This is a genomic window from Kitasatospora sp. NPDC101183, from assembly GCF_044767945.1.
GTDB lineage: Bacteria > Actinomycetota > Actinomycetes > Streptomycetales > Streptomycetaceae > Kitasatospora.
On sequence record NZ_JBIWOW010000014.1, the window covers coordinates 161,221 to 180,590 of the forward strand.

The 19,370-nt window shown below is 72.0% G+C and carries 17 protein-coding genes; 12 read left to right on the top strand and 5 right to left on the bottom strand.

The window, feature by feature from the left end; genetic code table 11:
- Positions 1-8: 8 nt before the first annotated feature.
- Positions 9-1,238: a DUF349 domain-containing protein gene (locus ACIRRS_RS21205; protein WP_402972779.1), complete on the bottom strand. Its 1,230-nt coding sequence runs from the start codon at positions 1,236-1,238 to the stop codon at positions 9-11.
- Positions 1,239-1,503: 265 nt separating this feature from the next.
- Positions 1,504-2,352, bottom strand: a complete 849-nt coding sequence (locus ACIRRS_RS21210) for a peptidylprolyl isomerase (protein WP_402972780.1) — start codon at positions 2,350-2,352, stop codon at positions 1,504-1,506.
- Positions 2,353-2,585: 233 nt separating this feature from the next.
- Here ACIRRS_RS21210 and ACIRRS_RS21215 point away from each other — a divergent pair, with 233 nt between their 5' ends.
- The 7 genes from ACIRRS_RS21215 to rpsD all read left to right on the top strand — a co-directional run bounded on the left by ACIRRS_RS21215 (position 2,586) and on the right by rpsD (position 10,337).
- The gene (locus ACIRRS_RS21215) at positions 2,586-3,293 is read left to right on the top strand and encodes an MBL fold metallo-hydrolase (RefSeq protein WP_402972782.1); all 708 of its coding nucleotides are present in this window, start codon (positions 2,586-2,588) and stop codon (positions 3,291-3,293) included.
- 12 nt (positions 3,294-3,305) lie between these two features.
- Positions 3,306-4,568, top strand: a complete 1,263-nt coding sequence (gene hisS, locus ACIRRS_RS21220; protein WP_402972784.1) for a histidine--tRNA ligase — start codon at positions 3,306-3,308, stop codon at positions 4,566-4,568.
- On the top strand, positions 4,565-6,355 hold the full coding sequence (aspS, locus tag ACIRRS_RS21225; protein WP_402972785.1) for an aspartate--tRNA ligase: 1,791 nt from the start codon (positions 4,565-4,567) through the stop codon (positions 6,353-6,355). Before hisS ends, aspS begins: the two co-directional genes overlap by 4 nt.
- Before the next feature lie 104 nt (positions 6,356-6,459).
- A complete protein-coding gene (locus tag ACIRRS_RS21230; protein ID WP_402972787.1) occupies positions 6,460-6,978 on the top strand; it encodes a GNAT family N-acetyltransferase in 519 nt (172 codons plus the stop codon).
- A 165-nt stretch (positions 6,979-7,143) separates the two neighbouring features.
- The gene (gene ppk2 / locus ACIRRS_RS21235) at positions 7,144-7,950 is read left to right on the top strand and encodes a polyphosphate kinase 2 (protein WP_402972788.1); all 807 of its coding nucleotides are present in this window, start codon (positions 7,144-7,146) and stop codon (positions 7,948-7,950) included.
- Positions 7,951-7,994: 44 nt separating this feature from the next.
- A complete protein-coding gene (locus ACIRRS_RS21240) occupies positions 7,995-9,416 on the top strand; it encodes a replication-associated recombination protein A (RefSeq protein ID WP_402972790.1) in 1,422 nt (473 codons plus the stop codon).
- A 306-nt stretch (positions 9,417-9,722) separates the two neighbouring features.
- Positions 9,723-10,337: a 30S ribosomal protein S4 gene (gene rpsD, locus ACIRRS_RS21245; protein WP_031072556.1), complete on the top strand. Its 615-nt coding sequence runs from the start codon at positions 9,723-9,725 to the stop codon at positions 10,335-10,337.
- Positions 10,338-10,434: 97 nt separating this feature from the next.
- Here rpsD and ACIRRS_RS21250 read toward each other — a convergent pair whose 3' ends face one another.
- Positions 10,435-10,752 carry a tetratricopeptide repeat protein gene (locus tag ACIRRS_RS21250; RefSeq protein WP_402972792.1) on the bottom strand — a complete coding sequence of 106 codons (318 nt, stop codon included), beginning with the start codon at positions 10,750-10,752 and terminating at the stop codon, positions 10,435-10,437.
- A 48-nt stretch (positions 10,753-10,800) separates the two neighbouring features.
- Positions 10,801-13,014 carry an ATP-binding protein gene (locus ACIRRS_RS21255; RefSeq protein ID WP_402972794.1) on the bottom strand — a complete coding sequence of 738 codons (2,214 nt, stop codon included), beginning with the start codon at positions 13,012-13,014 and terminating at the stop codon, positions 10,801-10,803.
- A 278-nt stretch (positions 13,015-13,292) separates the two neighbouring features.
- Here ACIRRS_RS21255 and ACIRRS_RS21260 point away from each other — a divergent pair, with 278 nt between their 5' ends.
- From ACIRRS_RS21260 to ruvX, 4 genes are read left to right on the top strand one after another with little or no spacing between them, the layout of a single operon-like run.
- A complete protein-coding gene (locus tag ACIRRS_RS21260; RefSeq protein ID WP_402972796.1) occupies positions 13,293-13,772 on the top strand; it encodes a DUF948 domain-containing protein in 480 nt (159 codons plus the stop codon).
- 5 nt (positions 13,773-13,777) lie between these two features.
- Complete coding sequence (locus ACIRRS_RS21265) at positions 13,778-14,209, top strand: DUF6167 family protein (RefSeq protein WP_402972798.1); 432 nt, start codon at positions 13,778-13,780, stop codon at positions 14,207-14,209.
- Entirely contained in the window at positions 14,209-16,878 is a 2,670-nt protein-coding gene (gene alaS, locus ACIRRS_RS21270; protein ID WP_402972800.1) for an alanine--tRNA ligase, read from the top strand. The genes ACIRRS_RS21265 and alaS overlap by 1 nt, the downstream gene beginning before the upstream one ends.
- Complete coding sequence (gene ruvX, locus ACIRRS_RS21275) at positions 16,878-17,360, top strand: Holliday junction resolvase RuvX (RefSeq protein ID WP_402972802.1); 483 nt, start codon at positions 16,878-16,880, stop codon at positions 17,358-17,360. Before alaS ends, ruvX begins: the two co-directional genes overlap by 1 nt.
- A gap of 193 nt (positions 17,361-17,553) precedes the next feature.
- Here the strand turns inward: ruvX and ACIRRS_RS21280 are convergent, their stop codons facing one another.
- Entirely contained in the window at positions 17,554-17,862 is a 309-nt protein-coding gene (locus ACIRRS_RS21280) for a hypothetical protein (protein ID WP_402972804.1), read from the bottom strand.
- Between the two features lie 411 nt (positions 17,863-18,273).
- Between ACIRRS_RS21280 and ACIRRS_RS21285 the strand changes: the two genes are divergently transcribed.
- Complete coding sequence (locus ACIRRS_RS21285) at positions 18,274-19,332, top strand: BMP family protein (RefSeq protein WP_402972806.1); 1,059 nt, start codon at positions 18,274-18,276, stop codon at positions 19,330-19,332.
- The last annotated feature ends 38 nt before the right edge of the window (positions 19,333-19,370 follow it).

A 19,370-nucleotide genomic window follows, 5' to 3' on the forward strand; every position in this document is an offset into this window, starting at 1 on the left:
CGGCCGGATCAGCCGCTGAACTCCTCCTGGCTCTTGTGCGCCTGCTCCAGCAGGGTCTGCACGCCGGCGAGTTCGGACTCCAGCTTGGCGGTCCTCGAGGAGTTGCCCGCCGCGCGGGCCTTGTCCAGGTCGGCCTGGATCTTGTCGGCCTTCGCCTGGAACAGGCCCACCATGCCGGCCGCGCGGGCCTTGGCCTCCGGGTTGGAGCGCTTCCAGTCGGCGTCCTCGGCCTCGCGGATCGCCCGCTCGACCGTGTTCAGCCGGCCGTCCAGCTTCGGACGGACGTCGCGCGGCACGTGCCCGATCGCCTCCCAGCGCTCGTTGACCTCGCGCAGGGCGGCCTTGGCGGCCTTCAGGTCGGTGATCGGCAGGATCGCCTCGGCCTCGACGGCCAGGGCCTCCTTGAGCTTCTGGTTCTCGACCTGCTCGGCGTCGCGCTCGCTGAACACCGCGGAGCGGGCCTGGAAGAAGACGTCCTGCGCGCCGCGGAACCGCGCCCACAGCTCGTCCTCGACGTCGCGCTGGGCGCGGCCGGCGCCCTTCCAGCGGGTCATCAGGTCGCGGTAGGCGGCGGCGGTGCTGCCCCAGTCGGTGGACGAGGACAGCGCCTCGGCCTCGGCGACCAGCGCCTCCTTGGTCTGGCGGGCCTGGTCGCGCTCCGAGTCCAGGGCGGCGAAGTGGGCCTTGCGGTGCTTGGAGAACACCGAGCGGGCGTGCGAGAAGCGGTGCCACAGCTCGTCGTCGCTCTTGCGGTCGAGCCGGGGCAGGCCCTTCCAGGTGTCCACCAGGGCGCGCAGCCGGTCCCCGGCCTCCCGCCACTGGGTGGACTCGGCGAGCTGCTCGGCCTCGGAGACCAGGGCCTCCTTGGCGGCGCGGGTCTCGTCCTGCGCCTTGGCACGGGCGGCCTTGCGCTCCTCGCGGCGGTTCTCGATCTCGCCGGCGAGCGCGTCCAGGCGCGTGGCCAGGCCGGCCAGGTCACCCACGGCGTGCCCCTCGGTCACCTGCGCGCGCAGGTGCTCCAGCGCGGTCTGGGCGTCCTTCGCGGCCAGGTCGGTGGTGCGCACCCGCTTCTCCAGCAGGCCGATCTCCACCTCGATGCCCTGGAACTTGCGCTCGAAGTACGCCAGCGCCTCCTCGGGCGAGCCGGCCTGCCAGGAACCCACGGCGCGTTCGCCGTCGGCCGTCCTGACGTAGACCGTGCCCTGCTCGTCGACACGGCCCCACGGGTCGCTGCTCATAGCGCGTCCTCCACATGACGTCGCGCCCGCGTCGGGGCGGCGCGCGTCCGTCGTCCACAGTTGATGTGCGGCGGACCGAAGAAGTCCGCCGTCCCCGTCCGCCGTGTCGTGCTGCCGAGGGTGAACGGCTGGGCGGGTCCGGGCACCCTACACAACGCCAACATAGGCGACCAGGCCCGGTGCTGTCCGCATCCGGGCCGGGCGATTTCGGTCCGGGGCCCCGCCGGGGCGCTCGGGGCGCCTGCGGCGGGAGACCCGGGGTCGGTCAACCCTTGGACACCGTAACCGAGTTGAAGGTCACGTCGGCCATCGGGTGGCCGTCGGTGGCGCCTTCGAGGGTGCCCGCGGCGGCGATCTTGTTGAGGACGTCCAGGCCGCCGGTGACCCTGCCGAAGGGGATGTAGCTCGGCGGGAGCTTGGTGTCCTTGTAGACGAGGAAGAACTGGCTCCCGTTGGTGTCCGGGCCGGAGTTGGCCATCGCCACGGTGCCCGCCGGGTACGTCGCCCCGGTCAGGTTCTCGTCCTTGAACTTGTAGCCGGGGCCGCCGGTCCCGCCCGGGACGGTCGCACTGGCGGTCGGGTCGCCGCACTGCAGCACGAAGATGCCGTCCGTGGTGAGGCGGTGGCACTTGGTGTGGTCGAAGAACTGCTCCCCGGCCAGGAAGTTGAAGGAGTTCACCGTGTGCGGGGCCTTGGCGGCGTCCAACGCCACCGTCACCTTGCCGCAGTTGGTGTCCATCGTCATGGTGTACGCGGCGGACTGGTCGACGGCCATGGCCGGTTCGTCCTTCCACTGCTTGCCGTTGGGCTTGCCCGGCGCCGGGTCGACGCAGCCCGCGACCGGCGTACGGGTCGGCACGGGCGGCTCGCTCGCGGGGGTCTGCGTCTTGCTCTTGGCGGCGTCGGCGGCCGTGGTGCTCGTGGACTTGTCGTCCGAGCTGAAAGCCCCGCCGGCGACCAGCGCGCCGCCGCCGGCCAGCACCACCACGGCGAGGGAGGCGCCGAGGATCGCGGTGCGGCGCCTGCGGGCGGCCATCGCGGCGATCCGGCGCTCATTCTGGCGCTCGTACTTCTCGCGGGCGAGCTGCCGCCGCCGCTGTTCGCTGCTGACCACCGGCGTGTCTCCTGAGGATGTGCGGAAAGAGTGGATGGATTCGACGCGGATCATCGCATCCATCGGCGGCCAAGTGTAGGGACCCGCACCGTAAGAACGCGGTGAACCTGTCACGCCGCCCGGCTCGTCACCCGTATACCGGTTCGCGACGGGGACCGCGGCGCCGGTAGGCTGCGTTTACACCTTTACAGCCACATCCCGTAGCCCGCTGACCACATCACCAGAGGACGCGCGTGTTCATCGCCGGATTCCCCGCCGGAGCCTGGGGCACCAACTGCTACCTGGTCGCCCCGGCGGCGGGCGAGGAGTGCGTCATCGTCGATCCGGGGCACCAGGCCGCCGCCGGGGTCGAGGAACTGGTCCGCGAGCACCGGCTCAAGCCCGTCGCGGTGCTGCTCACCCACGGGCACATCGACCACGTGGCCTCGGTGGTCCCCGTCTGCGGCGCCCGCGGGATCCCCGCGTGGATCCACCCCGAGGACCGGTACATGATGGCCGACCCCGAGAAGGCCCTCGGCCGCGCCATCGGGGCCCCGCTGATGGGCGAGCTGACCGTCGGCGAGCCCGACGACGTGCGCGAGCTCAAGGACGGCTCCGTCCTGGAACTGGCCGGTCTGAGCATGACCGTCGACCACGCCCCGGGCCATACCGGGGGGTCGGTGACCTTTCGGACGCCCGGTGCCGAGGACCTCCCCCCGGTGCTGTTCTCGGGCGACCTGCTGTTCGCCGGCTCCATAGGGCGTACCGACCTCCCGGGCGGGGACGGCGAAGCGATCATGCGCTCGCTGGCCCGGGTGTGCCTGCCCCTCGACGACTCCACCGTGGTCCTCTCCGGCCACGGCGGACAGACCACCATCGGCCGCGAGCGCGCCACCAACCCCTACCTCCGACAGGCAGCGGGGGCGACAGGCGCCCCGGCTTTCCCGCGACGAGGAATGTGACGGATAGAGAAGTTGAGCACCTTCACCGCCCCCAAGGGCACCTACGACCTGTTGCCCCCCAGCTCCGCGACCTTCCTGGCGATCCGCGAGCGCATCGCCGATCCCGCCCGCCGGGCCGGCTACGGCTACGTCGAGACCCCGGTCTTCGAGGACGTGAAGCTGTTCTCCCGCGGTGTCGGCGAGTCCACCGACATCGTCACCAAGGAGATGTACAACCTCACCACCAAGGGCGGCGACGAGCTGGCGCTGCGCCCGGAGGGCACCGCCTCGGTGCTGCGCGCCGCGCTCCAGGCCAACCTGCACAAGCAGGGCAACCTGCCGGTCAAGCTCTGGTACTCCGGCTCGTACTACCGCTACGAGCGCGCCCAGAAGGGCCGCTACCGCCAGTTCTCCCAGGTCGGCGCGGAGGCCATCGGCGCGGAGGACCCGGCGCTGGACGCCGAGCTGATCATCCTGGCCGACGACGCCTTCCGCTCGCTGGGCCTGAGCGACTACTCGCTGCTGCTCAACAGCCTCGGCGACAAGCAGTGCCGCCCGGTCTACCGCGCCGCGCTGATCGAGTTCCTCTCCGGCCTGGACCTGGACGAGGAGACCCGCCGCCGCGCGGAGATCAACCCGCTGCGCGTCCTCGACGACAAGCGCGAGTCGGTGCAGGAGCAGCTGGTCGGCGCCCCGAAGCTGCGCGACTACCTGTGCGAGGACTGCAAGGCGTACGACGAGAAGGTCCGCGAGCTGCTCACCGCGGCCGGCGTCGCCTTCGTCGACGACCCCAAGCTGGTGCGCGGCCTGGACTACTACACCCGCACCACCTTCGAGTTCGTGCACAACGGCCTCGGCGCCCAGTCCGCGATCGGCGGCGGCGGCCGCTACGACGGCCTGTCCGAGATGATCGGCGGCCCGGCGCTGCCCTCCGTCGGCTGGGCCCTCGGCGTGGACCGCACCTACCTGGCCCTGGAGGCCGAGGGCGTCGCGCTCGACCTGCCCGCCGCCACCGCCGTCTACGCCGTCGCGCTCGGCGAGGAGGCCAAGAACGTCCTGTTCGCCAAGGTCGTCGAGCTGCGCCGGGCCGGCGTGGCCACCGACCTCGCCTTCGGCGTCAAGAGCATCAAGAACGCCATGAAGTCCGCCGACCGGTCCGGCGCCCGCTTCGCCCTGATCGCCGGGGACCGGGACCTCGCCGAAGGCGTCGTCCAGCTCAAGGACATGTCCACCGGCGAACAGACCCCCGTCGCCCTCGACGCACTCGTCACCACCCTGAAGGAGAAGCAGCTGTGATCCGCACGCACGACGCGGGCACGCTCCGCCCGGAGCACGCAGGCACCACCGTCACCCTGGCCGGCTGGGTCGCCCGCCGCCGCGACCACGGCGGCGTGGCCTTCATCGACCTGCGCGACGCCTCCGGCACCGTGCAGATCGTGGTCCGCGACCTGGACTCGGTGCACGGCCTGCGCGCCGAGTACTGCGTCAAGGTCGTCGGCGACGTCCGGGTGCGCCCCGAGGGCAACGAGAACCCCGACATCCCGACCGGCGCCGTCGAGGTCGTCGTCAGCGAGATCGAGGTCCTCTCCGAGGCCGCGCCGCTGCCCTTCCCCGTCGCCGAGTACGAGCCGGGCACCGTCAACGAGGAGGTCCGGCTGCGCTACCGCTACCTGGACCTGCGCCGCGAGGGCCCGGCCAAGGGCCTGCGGCTGCGCTCCAAGGTCAGCAACATCATCCGCCGGGTGATGGAGGAGAACGACTTCCTCGACATCGAGACGCCGTACCTCACCCGCTCCACCCCCGAGGGCGCCCGCGACTTCCTGGTGCCCGTCCGCCTGCAGCCGGGCCACTGGTACGCCCTGCCGCAGTCGCCCCAGCTGTTCAAGCAGCTGCTGATGGTGGCCGGCATGGAGCGCTACTACCAGATCGCCCGCTGCTTCCGCGACGAGGACTTCCGCGCCGACCGGCAGCCGGAGTTCACCCAGCTGGACATCGAGGCCTCCTTCGTCGACCAGGAGGACATCCTGGCCCTCGGCGAGAAGATCATCGGCGCCATCTGGCGCGAGGTCCACGGCTACGAGGTCCCGAACCCGCTGCCGCGCATGACCTACGCGGACGCGATGGGCCGCTACGGCTCCGACAAGCCGGACGTCCGCTTCGGCCAGGAGCTCACCGACCTGACCGAGTACTTCAAGGGCACCGACTTCCGCGTCTTCCAGGCCCCGTACGTCGGCGCCGTCGTCATGCCGGGCGGCGCCTCGCAGCCGCGCAAGCAGCTGGACGCCTGGCAGGACTGGGCCAAGGCGCGCGGAGCCCGCGGCCTGGCCTACGTGCTGATCGACGCCGAGACCGGCGAGCTGCGCGGCCCCGTCGCCAAGAACCTCTCCGAGGAGCACCTGGCCGGCCTCGCCGCCGCGGCCGGCGCCAAGAACGGCGACGCGATCTTCTTCGCCGCCGGCAAGGAGCGCCCCTCGCAGGAGCTGCTCGGTGCCGCCCGTCTGGAGATCGGCAAGCGCTGCGAGCTGATCGACGAGTCGAAGTGGGCCTTCCTCTGGGTCGTCGACTTCCCGATGTTCGAGCCGATCGAGGACGACAAGGGCGAGTTCCAGGGCTGGCACGCGGTGCACCACCCCTTCACCGCCCCGACCGCGGAGTCGCTGGCCACCTTCGACACCGACCCGGGCTCGGCGCTGTCCAACGCCTACGACCTGGTCCTCAACGGCTCGGAGCTGGGCGGCGGTTCGATCCGTATCCACCAGCGGGACGTGCAGAAGCGGGCGTTCGACGCGATCGGCCTCTCCGAGGAGGAGGCGGCCTCGCAGTTCGGCTTCCTGCTCGACGCGTTCAACTACGGCCCGCCGCCGCACGGCGGCGTCGCCTTCGGCCTGGACCGCGTGGTCACGCTGCTGGGCGGGTACGACACCATCCGTGACGTCATCGCGTTCCCGAAGACCTCCACCGGTGGTGACCCGCTGACCGGCGCCCCGACGCCGATCACCCCGGCGCAGCGTCGCGAGGCCGGCGTGGACGCGAAGCCCAAGGTGCGCGAGGACGCCAAGTCCGAGGCCCAGCAGGAGAACTGACGACGCGTCACGCGCGTGATCCGCTAACCTTCAACGGCCCCGGACGGTCCTTCGACCGTTCGGGGCCGGTCCACAACGGCGTGCGACACAGGGAGGGTTGACCCTTGCAGGTCAGAACGAGAATCGAATGTCCCGAGGACGCCCCGGAGATCAGACGCGTCCTGATGGCCGCGTTCCCCGGGCCGGACGAGGCGGACCTGGTGGACGCGCTGCGCCGCGACCCCGCCTGGCTGCCCGGGCTGTCCATAGTCGCCGTGGACGGCGCCGGACTGGTGATCGGGCACGCACTGCTGACCCGGCTGCGGGTCGGTGCCGCGGGGGCGGTCGGTGACGCGCTGGCGCTCGCGCCGGTCGCGGTGGCGCCCGAGTGGCAGCGCCGTGGCGTCGGCGAACTCGTCGTCCGGGCCGCGCTGTCGGCGGCCGAGGAGGCGGGGGAGAAGCTGGTGGTCGTCCTCGGCGACCCGGAGTACTACGGCCGCTTCGGCTTCACCCCGGCCGGCGGGCACGAGGTCAGCGGCCCGTTCGAGGTGCCCGAGGCCTACTTCCAGGCGCTGCCCCTGGCGGCGTACGACGGCGGCCCGCGCGGGCTGTGCCGCTACCCGGAGCCCTTCGTCGGCGTGTAGTCCCGCCGCACCTCTTCCGTCCGCAGTGCGCCACCGCGCCACCCTCTCCCACCGGAGGCCCCACCCCGGCCTCCGGTCCCCTCTCCCAGGGCCCCGACCTGCGGAACCCGTCCGTCCGTGTCTACGGTGAAGGATCATCACCGACAGGCGGACGGGAGGCCCGGCGTGGCCGAGGACCAGGGGCAGCGGCTCGCGAAGAAGGCGTACGAGAAGGAACTGCTGCGCTTGCAGGAGGAGTTGGTCAAACTCCAGGAGTGGGTGCGGGTCGAGGGCGCCCGGGTCGTGGTGATCTTCGAGGGCCGTGACGCGGCCGGCAAGGGCGGCGCGATCAAGCGCGTCACCGAGTACCTGAACCCCCGCATCGCCCGGGTCGTGGCCCTGCCGACGCCGACCGAGCGGCAGAAGACCCAGTGGTACTTCCAGCGGTACGTGGAGCAGCTCCCGGCCGCCGGCGAGATCGTCCTCCTCGACCGCAGCTGGTACAACCGCGCCGGGGTCGAGCGGGTCATGGGCTTCTGCACCGACGAGGAGTACTGGCAGTTCATGCACCAGTGCCCGACCTTCGAGCGGATGCTGACCGAGTCCGGCATCCTCCTGCGCAAGTACTGGTTCTCGGTGAGCGACACCGAGCAGGAACGGCGCTTCCGGGACCGCCTGGACGATCCGATGAAGCGCTGGAAGCTCTCCCCGATGGACGTCCAGTCGATCGAGCACTGGGAGGACTACTCCCGGGCCAAGGACGAGATGTTCGTCTACACCGACACCCCGGACTCGCCCTGGAACGTGGTCGAGAGCGACGACAAGCGCCGGGCCCGGATCAACATGATCGCCCACCTGCTCTCCACCGTGCCGTACCACGAGACCACCCCGCCGAGGATCGAGCTGCCGCCCCGCCCGGAGCCACGCGGCTACCAGCGGCCCCCGCGCGACCGGCAGAAGTACGTCCCCGACCACGCGGCCTCCCTGGAGTAGCAGGAACAGGAAGGCGTGTCGGCGCCCTCGCATAGGCTTCCGGTGTGGACGAACCGGACCTCTTCACCGCCGCAGCCGAGGAACGCCAGAGCAGGGAGCCCGGCCGCGCCCCGCTGGCCGTACGGATGCGCCCGCGCACCCTGGACGAGGTGGCCGGGCAGCGGCAGCTGCTCAAGCCCGGCTCCCCGCTGCGCCGGCTGGTGGCGAACTCCCGGGGCCCGGCCGCGACCAGCTCGGTGATCCTCTGGGGCCCGCCCGGCACCGGCAAGACGACGCTCGCGCACGTGATCAGCCAGGCTGTGGAGGGCCGCTTCGTCGAGCTGTCCGCGATCACCGCCGGGGTCAAGGAGGTCCGGGCGGTGATCGACGGGGCCCGGCGGGCCGTCGGCATGTCCGGCCGCGAGACGGTGCTGTTCCTGGACGAGATCCACCGCTTCTCCAAGGCCCAGCAGGACTCCCTGCTGCCGGCCGTGGAGAACCGGTGGGTCACCCTGATCGCGGCGACCACCGAGAACCCGTACTTCTCGGTGATCTCCCCGCTGCTCTCCCGCTCGCTGCTGCTCACCCTGGAGTCGCTGACCGACGAGGACGTCCGGTCGCTGCTGCGCCGCGCGGTGGCCGACGAGCGCGGGCTGGAGGGCGCGCTGGAGCTGACCGCCGAGGCGGAGGACCACCTGGTGCGCCTGGCCGGCGGGGACGCCCGGCGGGCGCTGACCACGCTGGAGGCGGCGGCCGGGGCGGCGCTGGAGAAGGGCGAGGCGAGCATCACGCTGGCCACCACCGAGACGGCCGTCAACCAGGCCGCCGTGCGCTACGACAAGGACGGCGACCAGCACTACGACGTGGCCAGCGCGCTGATCAAGTCGATCCGGGGCAGCGACGTGGACGCGACCCTGCACTACCTGGCCCGGATGATCGAGGCGGGGGAGGACCCCCGGTTCATCGCCCGTCGGCTGATGATCTCCGCCAGCGAGGACGTCGGCCTGGCCGACCCGGGCGCGCTGCAGACGGCCGTGGCGGCGGCCCAGGCGGTGGCGCTGATCGGCTTCCCCGAGGCGCGGATCATCCTCTCCCAGGCGGCGATCGCCCTCGCCCTGGCGCCCAAGTCGAACAGCGCCTACCTGGCGATCGACGCGGCGCTGGCGGACGTGCGGCAGGGCCTGGCGGGCGCCGTGCCGCCGCACCTGCGGGACGCGCACTACGGCGGTGCGGGCAAGCTGGGGCACGGCAAGGGCTACCAGTACCCGCACGACCTGCCCGAGGGCATCGCGACGCAGCAGTACGCGCCGGACGCGGTGCACGGCCGGGAGTACTACCGGCCCAACCGGCGCGGGGGCGAGGTGCGCTACGCGGACACCGTGGAGTGGACGCGGGGGCGGCTGCGCGGGGAGCGCAGGGCGGAGAGGAAGGCGGACGGGAAGGCGGACGGGAAGGCCGAGGAGAAGCCCGGGGAAAAGGGCGAGTGATCCACCGGTATACTCGGTCGGAGTGCCATGTCCCGGGACGGCGGCGGGGGAGACCCCACCGACCGGCCGCACCAGCGGGGCGTTGGCCGTAGACCTCCTCCGGGAGGTCCGCACCAGGAGCGTCGCGCACCGTTTTCGGTGTCGCGGGCGGCCCTTCGGGGCTCCCGTGTGACAAGCACGTACGTGCCCGGCTCCGGAGAGCGGCTGATCCCATCGCGCAGGCGGCGGGGTTTTCTCCGGGTCGCGACGAGCGACCTCCGTCAACACCTGGTGAAGCCGTATTCGTGAGCAAGGAAGGTTTGGTTCATGGCGAACCAGAAGCGCCCCAAGGTCAAGATCGCGCGTGCGCTCGGCGTGCCGCTGACCCCGAAGTCCGTCAAGTACTTCGAGGCCCGCCCGTACCCGCCCGGCCAGCACGGCCGTGGTCGCAAGCAGAACTCGGACTACAAGGTCCGTCTGACCGAGAAGCAGCGTCTTCGCGCCCAGTACGACCTGAGCGAGAAGCAGCTGGCCCGCGCGTTCGACCGCGCGAAGAAGGCCGAGGGCAAGACCGGTGAGGCGCTCGTCGCCGAGCTGGAGACCCGCCTCGACGCCCTGGTCCTGCGTTCGGGCATCGCCCGCACCATCTACCAGGCCCGTCAGATGGTCGTCCACGGCCACGTCGAGGTCAACGGCGGCAAGGTCAACAAGCCGTCGTTCCAGATGAAGCCGGGCTTCGTGGTGACCATCCGCGAGCGCAGCAAGGAGAAGGTCCCCTTCCAGGTCGCCCGTGAGGGTGGCTACGCGGGTGAGGGCCAGACCCCGAAGTACCTCGAGGTCAACCTGAAGGCCCTGGCCTTCCGCCTGGACCGTGCGCCGCAGCGCAAGGAGATCCCGGTGATCTGCGACGAGCAGCTGGTCGTCGAGTACTACTCGCGCTGACCCGCGAGCGGTTCCGCCACGTCGCGGAACCACGCAACGAGCCCCCGTCGCCCTTCGAGGCGGCGGGGGCTCGTCCCGTTCTCCTGGATGTCCGCGCCTAGATCTCCTCGCCGGCCATGGCAGCCGCCAGCCGCAGGTGCGGGCGGGCCTCCTCGGCGCGGCCCTGGCGCTCCAGGGTGCGGCCGAGCATCAGCCGGGCGTAGTCCTCGGTCGGGTCCGTCTCCAGGATCCGCAGCAGCTCGGCCTCGGCGCGGCGGAGCTGGGCGGAGTGGTAGTAGCTGCGGGCGAGCAGCAGCCGGACGGAGAGGTTGGCCGGCTCCTCGGCGAGCACGCCCTCGAGCATGCGGGCGGCGTCGGCGTACGCCTTGGAGTCGAAGTAGAACGTCGCGAGGCGGTACTCGTCGTGGATGGCCATGGTGCTCCTTCCGAATGAATGCTTGACTCCTCAAGCAATCGGCAAGCTTCAGCTATTCCGCACCGGCGAGGGCGCCGGCGCGGGCGGCACCGAACAGGGGCCCGGGCCGGGTTCCGGGCCCTCCGGGGAGCCTCCTCCGCCCAGCGCCCGGGAGACCGCCGCGTCGAGGTCCAGCAGGGCGCCGGCCCGGTAGCAGTCCTCGAACTCCTGCTCGGTGAGGCCCGCGCGGGCCCGCTCGGCGCACTCCTGGTGGGGGCCGAAGAAGGAGCGCGAGCCCAGGAACGGATTGCCGACCGTGCGCCAGATCCGCTGGGCGGCGCCCTGGAGCACCCGGGCCTCGCGCAGGTTGGCGCTGCCGCCCGGCTCCGTCTCCAGCAGCGCCAGCAGGTCGATGCCCAGCACGACGCCCAGCAGGTCGTGGAAGAGGTGGTTGAGCCGGACGCACTCGCGGGCCAGCGCCCGGGCCGGGGCGATCGCGCCGTCCAGCCAGTGCGAGTACGCCATCGCGTACAGCACGTACGCGTACGCCCACTGCTCGCCGTGCTCCTCGCACACCTCGCGGGCCTGGCCGAACCAGAGCTCGCCGCTGTCGAGGTCCCCCTGGAAGAGGTAGGCGAGGCCGAGCTCGAACATGGCCATCACCACATTGCTGTTCAGCTCGCCGATCGTCCGGTAGTGCCAGAGCGCCTCCTCGAAGAGCTCGGCGGCGCGCTCCGGGTCGTCCCCGATCAGGGAGGCGCAGCCCTGGCGGTGGACGGCGTAGGCCAGGGCCCGGTCGTCGCCGGTGTCCAGGGCCTGTCTGCGGCACTCCTCCAGTGCCGGACGGGCGGCGGCGAGGTCTCCCTGGAGGGTGGCCATGTAGCCCGTCACCCACAGGGCCTTGGCGCGGGCCTCGGTGGGCTCGCGATCCAGGGCCAGGGCGCGGTCCAGCCAGTGCCGGCCCTCGCCGAGGTGGCCGCAGCCGACCCAGTAGAACCAGAGGGTGCCGGCCAGCAGCAGGGCGATCTGCTCCTCGCCCGGCTCGGCGAGGCAGAACTCCAGGGCGGCGCGCAGGTTGCTGTGGGCGAGTTCGGTGCGCTCGGCGGTCTCGGCCTGGCGGGGGCCGAACCACTCGACCTCGCCCCAGGTGGCCACGCCCAGGTACCAGTCCCGGTGGCGGCGCAGCAGCCGCTGCTCCTCGCCGGCGGCGCGCAGCCACTGGCCGCCGTACTCGCGCAGGGTGTCCAGCAGCCGGAAGCGGACGCCGAAGGCGCTGTCCTCGCGCAGCAGGACGGACTTGCCGACGAGTTCGTCCAGCAGGTCGAGCACGTCCTCGGGTTCGAGGCCCCCGCCGGCGCAGACGTACTCGGCGGCCTCCAGGTCGAATCCGCCGGCGAAGACCGAAAGGCGGGCCCAGAGTAAACGTTCCTGCACCGTGCACAGTTCATGGCTCCAGCCGATCGTGGTGCGCAGCGTCTGGTGCCGGGGAAGGGCCGTGCGGCAGCCTCCGGTGAGCAGCCGGAACCGGTCGTCCAGCCGGGCCGTGATCTGCTCCACGGACAGCGCCCGCAGCCGCCCGGCGGCCAGCTCCACGGCCAGCGGGATGCCGTCCAGGCGGCGGCAGAGCAGGGCGACGGCCTCCGCGTTGGCCTCCGTCACCTCGAAGCCCGGCAGCACGGCGCGGGCCCGGTCGGCGAACAGCCGCACGGCGTCGGGCGGGGCGGACGCCCGGACGGGGCCGGCCTCGGGCGGGGGGCCGACCGGCAGCGGGGCCAGGGTCAGCAGGTGCTCGCCGCCGGCGCGCAGGGCGGAGCGGCTGGTGGCCAGCACGCGCAGGCCGGGCAGGGCCCGCAACAGCGCGTCGGCCAGCTCGGCGCAGGCCTCCACCAGGTGCTCGCAGCCGTCCAGGACGAGGAGCAGCCGCCTGCCGTCCAGCCGCTCGGTCAGGGCGTCCAGCGGCGGGCGGGCGGTGCCGTCGGTGAGGCGCAGGGCCTCCAGGACGGCGTGGCCGAGGAGCAGCGGGTCCTGCACGGGGGCGACGTCCACCAGCCAGGTGCCGTCCGGGAACGCCCCGACGGCCCGGGCCGCGGCGCGCAGCGCCAGCCGGCTCTTGCCGACCCCGCCGGGGCCCGTCACCGTGACCAGCCGGGCGGAGGCCAACAGGCCTGCCAGGTCGGCGAGTTCGCGCTGTCGGCCGACGAAGCCCGTCACCTCGGCCGGCAGCCGGCCGGGCTCCGGCTCGCGGGGTTGCGCCGAGGGATGTGGTGTCCAGTCGCCGGCCAAGCGCTGCTCCCCGTCGTTCCTGGCCCGGACCGCAGCGGTCCGGACGCGTGTCCGGGCCGTACGGCTGTCGGCCCGCCTGGTGGAACGAGGTGACCGGCCGGTAGGTTACGCGCGGGGATCGCACACCCGACCGGACGGCCCGGCGGGCGGCCCGGCGGACTGGCCGGCGGACGGCCCGGCGGACGGGCTCGCGGGGCGGGCGAAAGCCGGTCCGGGAATCGGGTGCGGGCGCGATAGGGTTCCCCCTGGAGAACAGCAAGGCGAGGGAGCGCGCAAAGGTGTCCGTGGGAGAGCTGGCCGGATTGCTCGTCGCCGTGTTCTGGGCGGTCCTGGTCACCCTGCTGGCCGTCGTGCTGGTCCGCCTCTCCCGGGTCCTCAAGGAGGCCACCGTCCTCGTCTCCGCCGTGACGGAGCAGGCCGTACCGCTGCTGAGCGACGCCGGCGCCGCCGTGCGCAGCGCCAACGAGCAGCTGGAGCGCGTCGACGAGATCACCGCCAACGTGCAGGACGCCGCCGCCAACGCCAACGCCCTCTCCTCCACCGTCGCCGCCACCCTCGGCGGCCCGCTGGTGAAGGTCGCAGCGTTCAGCTACGGCGTGCGCAAGGCCGTCGCCCGGCAGCAGGGCGCGGTGCCCCCGGTGCCCGCCCAGGCCGGCGAGCGCGAGGAGCTGGCCCGGCTCGTCCGGGCCGAGGTGCGCGCCGCCACGGCGCCCAGGAACGGCCTGCTCTCGCGGGTCCGGCGCGCGGTGAGGGGCTGAGGGCGATGGCACGCATCTTCTGGATGGCGGTCGGCGCTGGCGCCACCGTCTGGGCGATGAAGAAGGCTGACGAGGCCGTGCGCCGGCTCACCCCGGACAGCCTCTCCGGCACGGCCGCGCGCGGCGCGCTGCACCTGGGCGACCTGGCCAAGCAGTTCGCGCAGGACGTGCGGGCCGGCATGGCCGAGCGCGAGGAGCAGCTGAAGGACGACCTCGGGCTGCACGGCACGGCCGTGGTGGAGCCCCGGCGCACCGGCCGGGTGCTGCGCGGCGAGCCGCAGTACCGAGCTATCTCGGCGGCGCCCGGTAGCCCGGCCGCCGCCCTGCCCCCGCCACCCGGCGCCCGCACCACGAGCGCCCGTACCACCCCACAGACCATCGATGAAACGCCCCGCCGAGCCCTGCCGCGGGGCGGCACGAACCGGAAGGACCACTAATGGAGTCGGCTGAGATCCGCCGCCGCTGGCTGCGCTTCTTCGAGGAGCGCGGCCACACCGTCGTTCCGTCGGCGTCCCTGGTCGCCGACGACCCCACCCTGCTGCTCGTCAACGCCGGCATGGTGCCGTTCAAGCCCTACTTCCTGGGCGAGGTCAAGCCGCAGTTCTCGCGCGCCACCAGCGTGCAGAAGTGCGTGCGCACCCTGGACATCGAGGAGGTCGGGAAGACCACCCGGCACGGCTCCTTCTTCCAGATGTGCGGCAACTTCTCCTTCGGCGACTACTTCAAGGAAGGCGCCATCACGTTCGCCTGGGAGCTGCTCACCACTCCCGTCGCGGACGGCGGCTACGGCCTGGAGCCGGAGAAGCTCTGGATCACCGTCTACAAGGACGACGACGAGGCCGAGCAGATCTGGCGCGACGTCATCGGCGTGCCGTCCGAGCGCATCCAGCGCCTCGGCATGAAGGACAACTTCTGGTCGATGGGCGTCCCCGGCCCCTGCGGCCCGTGCTCGGAGATCAACTACGACCGCGGCCCCGCGTACGGCGAGGAGGGCGGCCCGGCCGTCAACGGCGAGCGCTACCTGGAGATCTGGAACCTGGTCTTCATGCAGTACGAGCGCGGCCACGGCGACGGCAAGGACGGGTTCGAGATCCTCGGCGACCTGCCGAGCAAGAACATCGACACCGGCCTCGGCCTGGAGCGCCTCGCCGCGATCCTCCAGGACGTCGACAACCTCTTCGAGATCGACACCAGCCGGATGATCCTCGACCGCGCCGCCGAGCTGACCGGCCACACCTACGGCGCCGACCACAAGTCGGACGTCTCGCTGCGCGTGGTCACCGACCACATCCGCACCGCGCTGATGCTGGTCGGCGACGGCGTCACCCCCGGCAACGAGGGCCGCGGCTACGTGCTGCGCCGCATCCTGCGCCGCGCCATCCGCAACATGCGCCTGCTGGGCGCCACCGAGGTGGTGGCCAAGGAGCTCATCGACGTCGCGATCAAGGCGATGGCCCCGCAGTACCCGGAGCTGGAGAGCGACCGCAAGCGCATCGAGACGGTCGTCGTCGGCGAGGAGGCGGCCTTCCTCCAGACGCTGAAGGCCGGCACCAACCTGCTGGACGTCGCGGTCACCGAGACCAAGCAGTCCGGCGGCGCCGTCCTCTCCGGCGAGCAGGCGTTCAAGCTGCACGACACGTACGGCTTCCCGATCGACCTGACCCTGGAGATGGCCGAGGAGCAGGGCCTCCAGGTCGACGAGGCCGGCTTCCGCCGCCTGATGCAGGAGCAGCGGGACCGCGCCAAGGCGGACGCCAAGGCCAAGAAGATGGGCCACGCCGACGTCGCCGCGTACCGCGAGGTCGCCGACAAGTCCGGCGCCAGCGTCTTCACCGGCTACAACCTCACCGAGGGCGAGGCCACCGTCGTCGGCCTGCTGGTGGACGGCGTTCCGGCACCGGCCGCCTCCGAGGGCGACGAGGTCGAGATCATCCTCGACCGCACCCCGTTCTACGCCGAGGGCGGCGGCCAGCTCGCCGACCAGGGCCGCATCCGCCTGGAGTCCGGCGCGGTCGTCGAGATCCGCGACGTGCAGCAGCCCGTCCCCGGCGTGGTCGTGCACTCCGGCGGGGTGCTGTTCGGCGAGGTCGTGCTCGGCGCCTCGGCGTACGCCACGATCGACATCGACCGCCGCCGGGCGATCGCCCGCGCCCACTCGGCCACCCACCTGACCCACCAGGCCCTGCGCGACGCGCTCGGCCCGACGGCCGCCCAGGCCGGTTCGGAGAACGCGCCGGGCCGCTTCCGCTTCGACTTCGGCTCGCCCGCCGCCGTTCCCGGCAGCGTGCTGGTCGACGTCGAGCAGAAGATCAACGACGTGCTGACCCGCGAGCTGGAGGTCACCGCCGAGGTCATGACGATGGACCAGGCCCGCAAGGCCGGCGCCATCGCCATGTTCGGCGAGAAGTACGGCGACGAGGTGCGCGTGGTCACCATCGGCGACTTCTCCAAGGAGCTGTGCGGCGGCACGCACGTCGGCAACACCTCCCAGCTGGGCCTGGTGAAGCTGCTCGGCGAGTCCTCGATCGGCTCCGGCGTGCGCCGCGTGGAGGCCCTGGTCGGCGTCGACGCGTACAAGTTCCTGGCCCGTGAGCACACCGTGGTCGCCCAGTTGACCGAGCTGGTCAAGGGCCGCCCGGAGGAGCTGCCGGAGAAGATTTCGGGCATGCTCGCCAAGCTCAAGGACGCGGAGAAGGAGATTGAGCGCTTCCGCGCCGAGAAGGTGCTGGCCGCCGCTGCGGGCCTGGCCGACTCGGCGGAGGACGTGCACGGTATCGCCGTGGTCGCCGCGCAGGTCGCCGACGGCGTGGGCGCGGACGAGCTGCGCAAGCTCGTCCTGGACGTGCGCGGTCGCCTGGGCTCGCGCCCGGCCGTGGTCGCCGCGTTCACCGTGGCGAACGACCGCCCGCTGACCGTGATCGCCACCAACGAGGACGCCCGCGGGCGCGGCATCAAGGCCGGTGAGCTGGTCCGTACGGCCGCCAAGACCCTCGGCGGCGGCGGTGGCGGCAAGGACGACGTCGCCCAGGGCGGCGGCTCCAACCCGGCCGCGGTCGGCGAGGCCATCGCGGCCGTGCGCGGCCTGGTCGCGGAGCGCGCCTCCTGATGTTCGAGCAGGAGCCCAAGCCGTTCCGCCGCGGGCGGCGCATCGCCGTCGACGTCGGTGACGCCCGGATCGGGGTCGCGTCCTGCGACCCCGACGGGGTGCTCGCCACGCCGGTGGAGACCGTCCCGGCCGGGGTGAAGTCACAGGCCCGGCTCGCCGCCATCGTCGAGGAGTACGACGCGGTGGAGGTGATCGTCGGGCTGCCCCGCTCGCTGAGCGGCAAGGAGGGCCCGGCGGCGGAGAAGGTCAGGGCGTACGCGGCGCGGCTGGCCAACCGGCTCCACCCGGTGCCGGTGCGGCTGGTGGACGAGCGGATGACGACCGTCACCGCCACCCACGGGCTGCGCGCCTCCGGCGTCAAGGCGAAGAAGGGCCGCTCGGTGGTCGACCAGGCCGCCGCGGTGGTGATCCTCCAGACCGCCCTTGAAGCCGAACGGGTGAGCGGAAGGCCGCCCGGCGAGAGCGTCGAGGCGGTCGGCTGACCGGCCTGATCTAACGTCCCGGAGAGGGGCCCCGGGGGGCGCCGCCCCCCCGGGGCCCCCTTGTAGGGCCCGCCGGGCCCCCCCGGGGGGGCGGCCCGGCCGTGGGGGGGGCCGGGGGGGCGGGGGGGGGGGGGGGGGGGGGGGGGGGGGGGGGGGGCCCGCCCCCCCCCCCCCCCCGGGCCGGGCCTCCTGGTCAGGCCAGGTCGTAGGACCACTGGCCGGAGTAGTAGCCGCCGGTGCTGAGGGTGGCGGTCTGCCCGGGGGCGTACCAGCCGCTGGCGATCCACTGGCACGAGCTGGTGCCGCAGAACTGCGCGTGGATGCGGAAGTTGCTCCCGCCGTAACAGGTGACGGAGACGGAGTGGCCGTCGGCGCTGGAGACGGGGTTGTCGCAGGGGAAGCCCTCCGTCCGCGCGCTCGCGGCGGTGGCACCCCCGATGCCCAGGCCGATGACCATGGAAGCGACGGCGAGGGTGGATGCGGTCCTTCGTATGAGAGCCATGGAAGGTATTCGACCGAACGTGCGTGCTTTAAGGTAAGTCACCTTTGAGCCAACCTGCCCACGCGCGGGTCGCATCGGGGGCGGGAGTGGCGCGGTCGAGTCGTCGGTGCCCGGACCTGGGCCGACGGCCCGTGGGAGCAGCGGCTACGCTTGGCCCGATCCTTCGTATGAGAGCCATGGGAGACATTCGAACCGACGTGCGGGATCAAGGTAAGTGGCCTTTGAGCCAACCTGTACACGCACGGGCCGCATACGGTACGGGTCGGGGCGATCGAGGTCGTTCCATGACACGAGACCACGTTTTGATAACAACCCAAATGCGCTGGCGGCTCGTAACACAACCGTGTTCTACGCGCGTTACGGTGGCGTCCGACCACGCTAAACGGGTGCGTGTGAGAAGGAGAAACTCCCTTGCGCCGTTCTATGAAGCTCGCTGCGGTTGTGCTCTCGGGTTCCCTGGGCATGGCCTCGCTCGCCGCCTGCGGCGCAAAGAGCACTGACAACACCGCCTCCTCCGGCGGCTCGTCCGACTCGCTGAAGGTCGGTATGGCCTACGACATCGGCGGTCGTGGCGACCAGTCCTTCAACGACTCCGCCGCGCGTGGCCTGGACAAGGCCAAGTCCGACCTGGGTGTCTCGGTCACCGAGGCCGAGGCCAAGCCGGGCGAGGCCGAGGCCGACAAGGAGACCCGCCTCAAGAACCTGGTCGACGGTGGCTACAAGACCATCATCGCCGTCGGGTTCGTGTACCAGGACGCGGTCAACAAGATCGCCAAGGACAACCCGAACGTCAAGTTCGCGATCATCGACTCGAACCGTCCGGACCAGCCGTCCAACGTGACCTCGCTGCTCTTCGCCGAGCAGGAGGGTTCGTACCTCGCCGGTGTCGCCGCCGCGAACAAGTCGAAGGCCAAGCACGTCGGCTTCATCGGCGGTGTGCAGACCGAGCTCATCAAGAAGTTCGAGGCCGGCTACAAGGCGGGTGTGAAGTCCGTCGACCCGAGCATCGTCGTCGAGACCACCTACCTGTCCACCCCGCCCGACTTCACCGGCTTCACCTCGCCCGACAAGGGCAAGGAGGCCGCGCAGGGCCAGCTCGACAAGGGCGCGGACGTCATCTACTCCGCCGCCGGCTCCTCCGGCAACGGCGCCATCGAGGCCGTCGCCAACGCGAAGAAGCTCGCCATCGGTGTCGACTCCGACCAGGCCACCCAGCCGGCCCTGGCGAAGTACAAGGACGCGATCCTGACCTCGATGGTCAAGAACGTCGACAACGCGGTGTACACCTACATCGACTCGGTCAAGAAGGGTCAGAACCCGACCGGCATCAAGCTGTTCGACCTGAAGGCCGACGGTGTCTCGCTCGCCACCACCGGTGGCAAGATCGACGACATCCAGGACAAGCTGAAGGCCGCCGCCGACGCCATCAAGAGCGGCGCCACCACCATCCCGACCGCGCCCGGCCAGTAAGGCCCGCGCGTTCCGGAGGCGCTCGCGCCCTGCCGCCT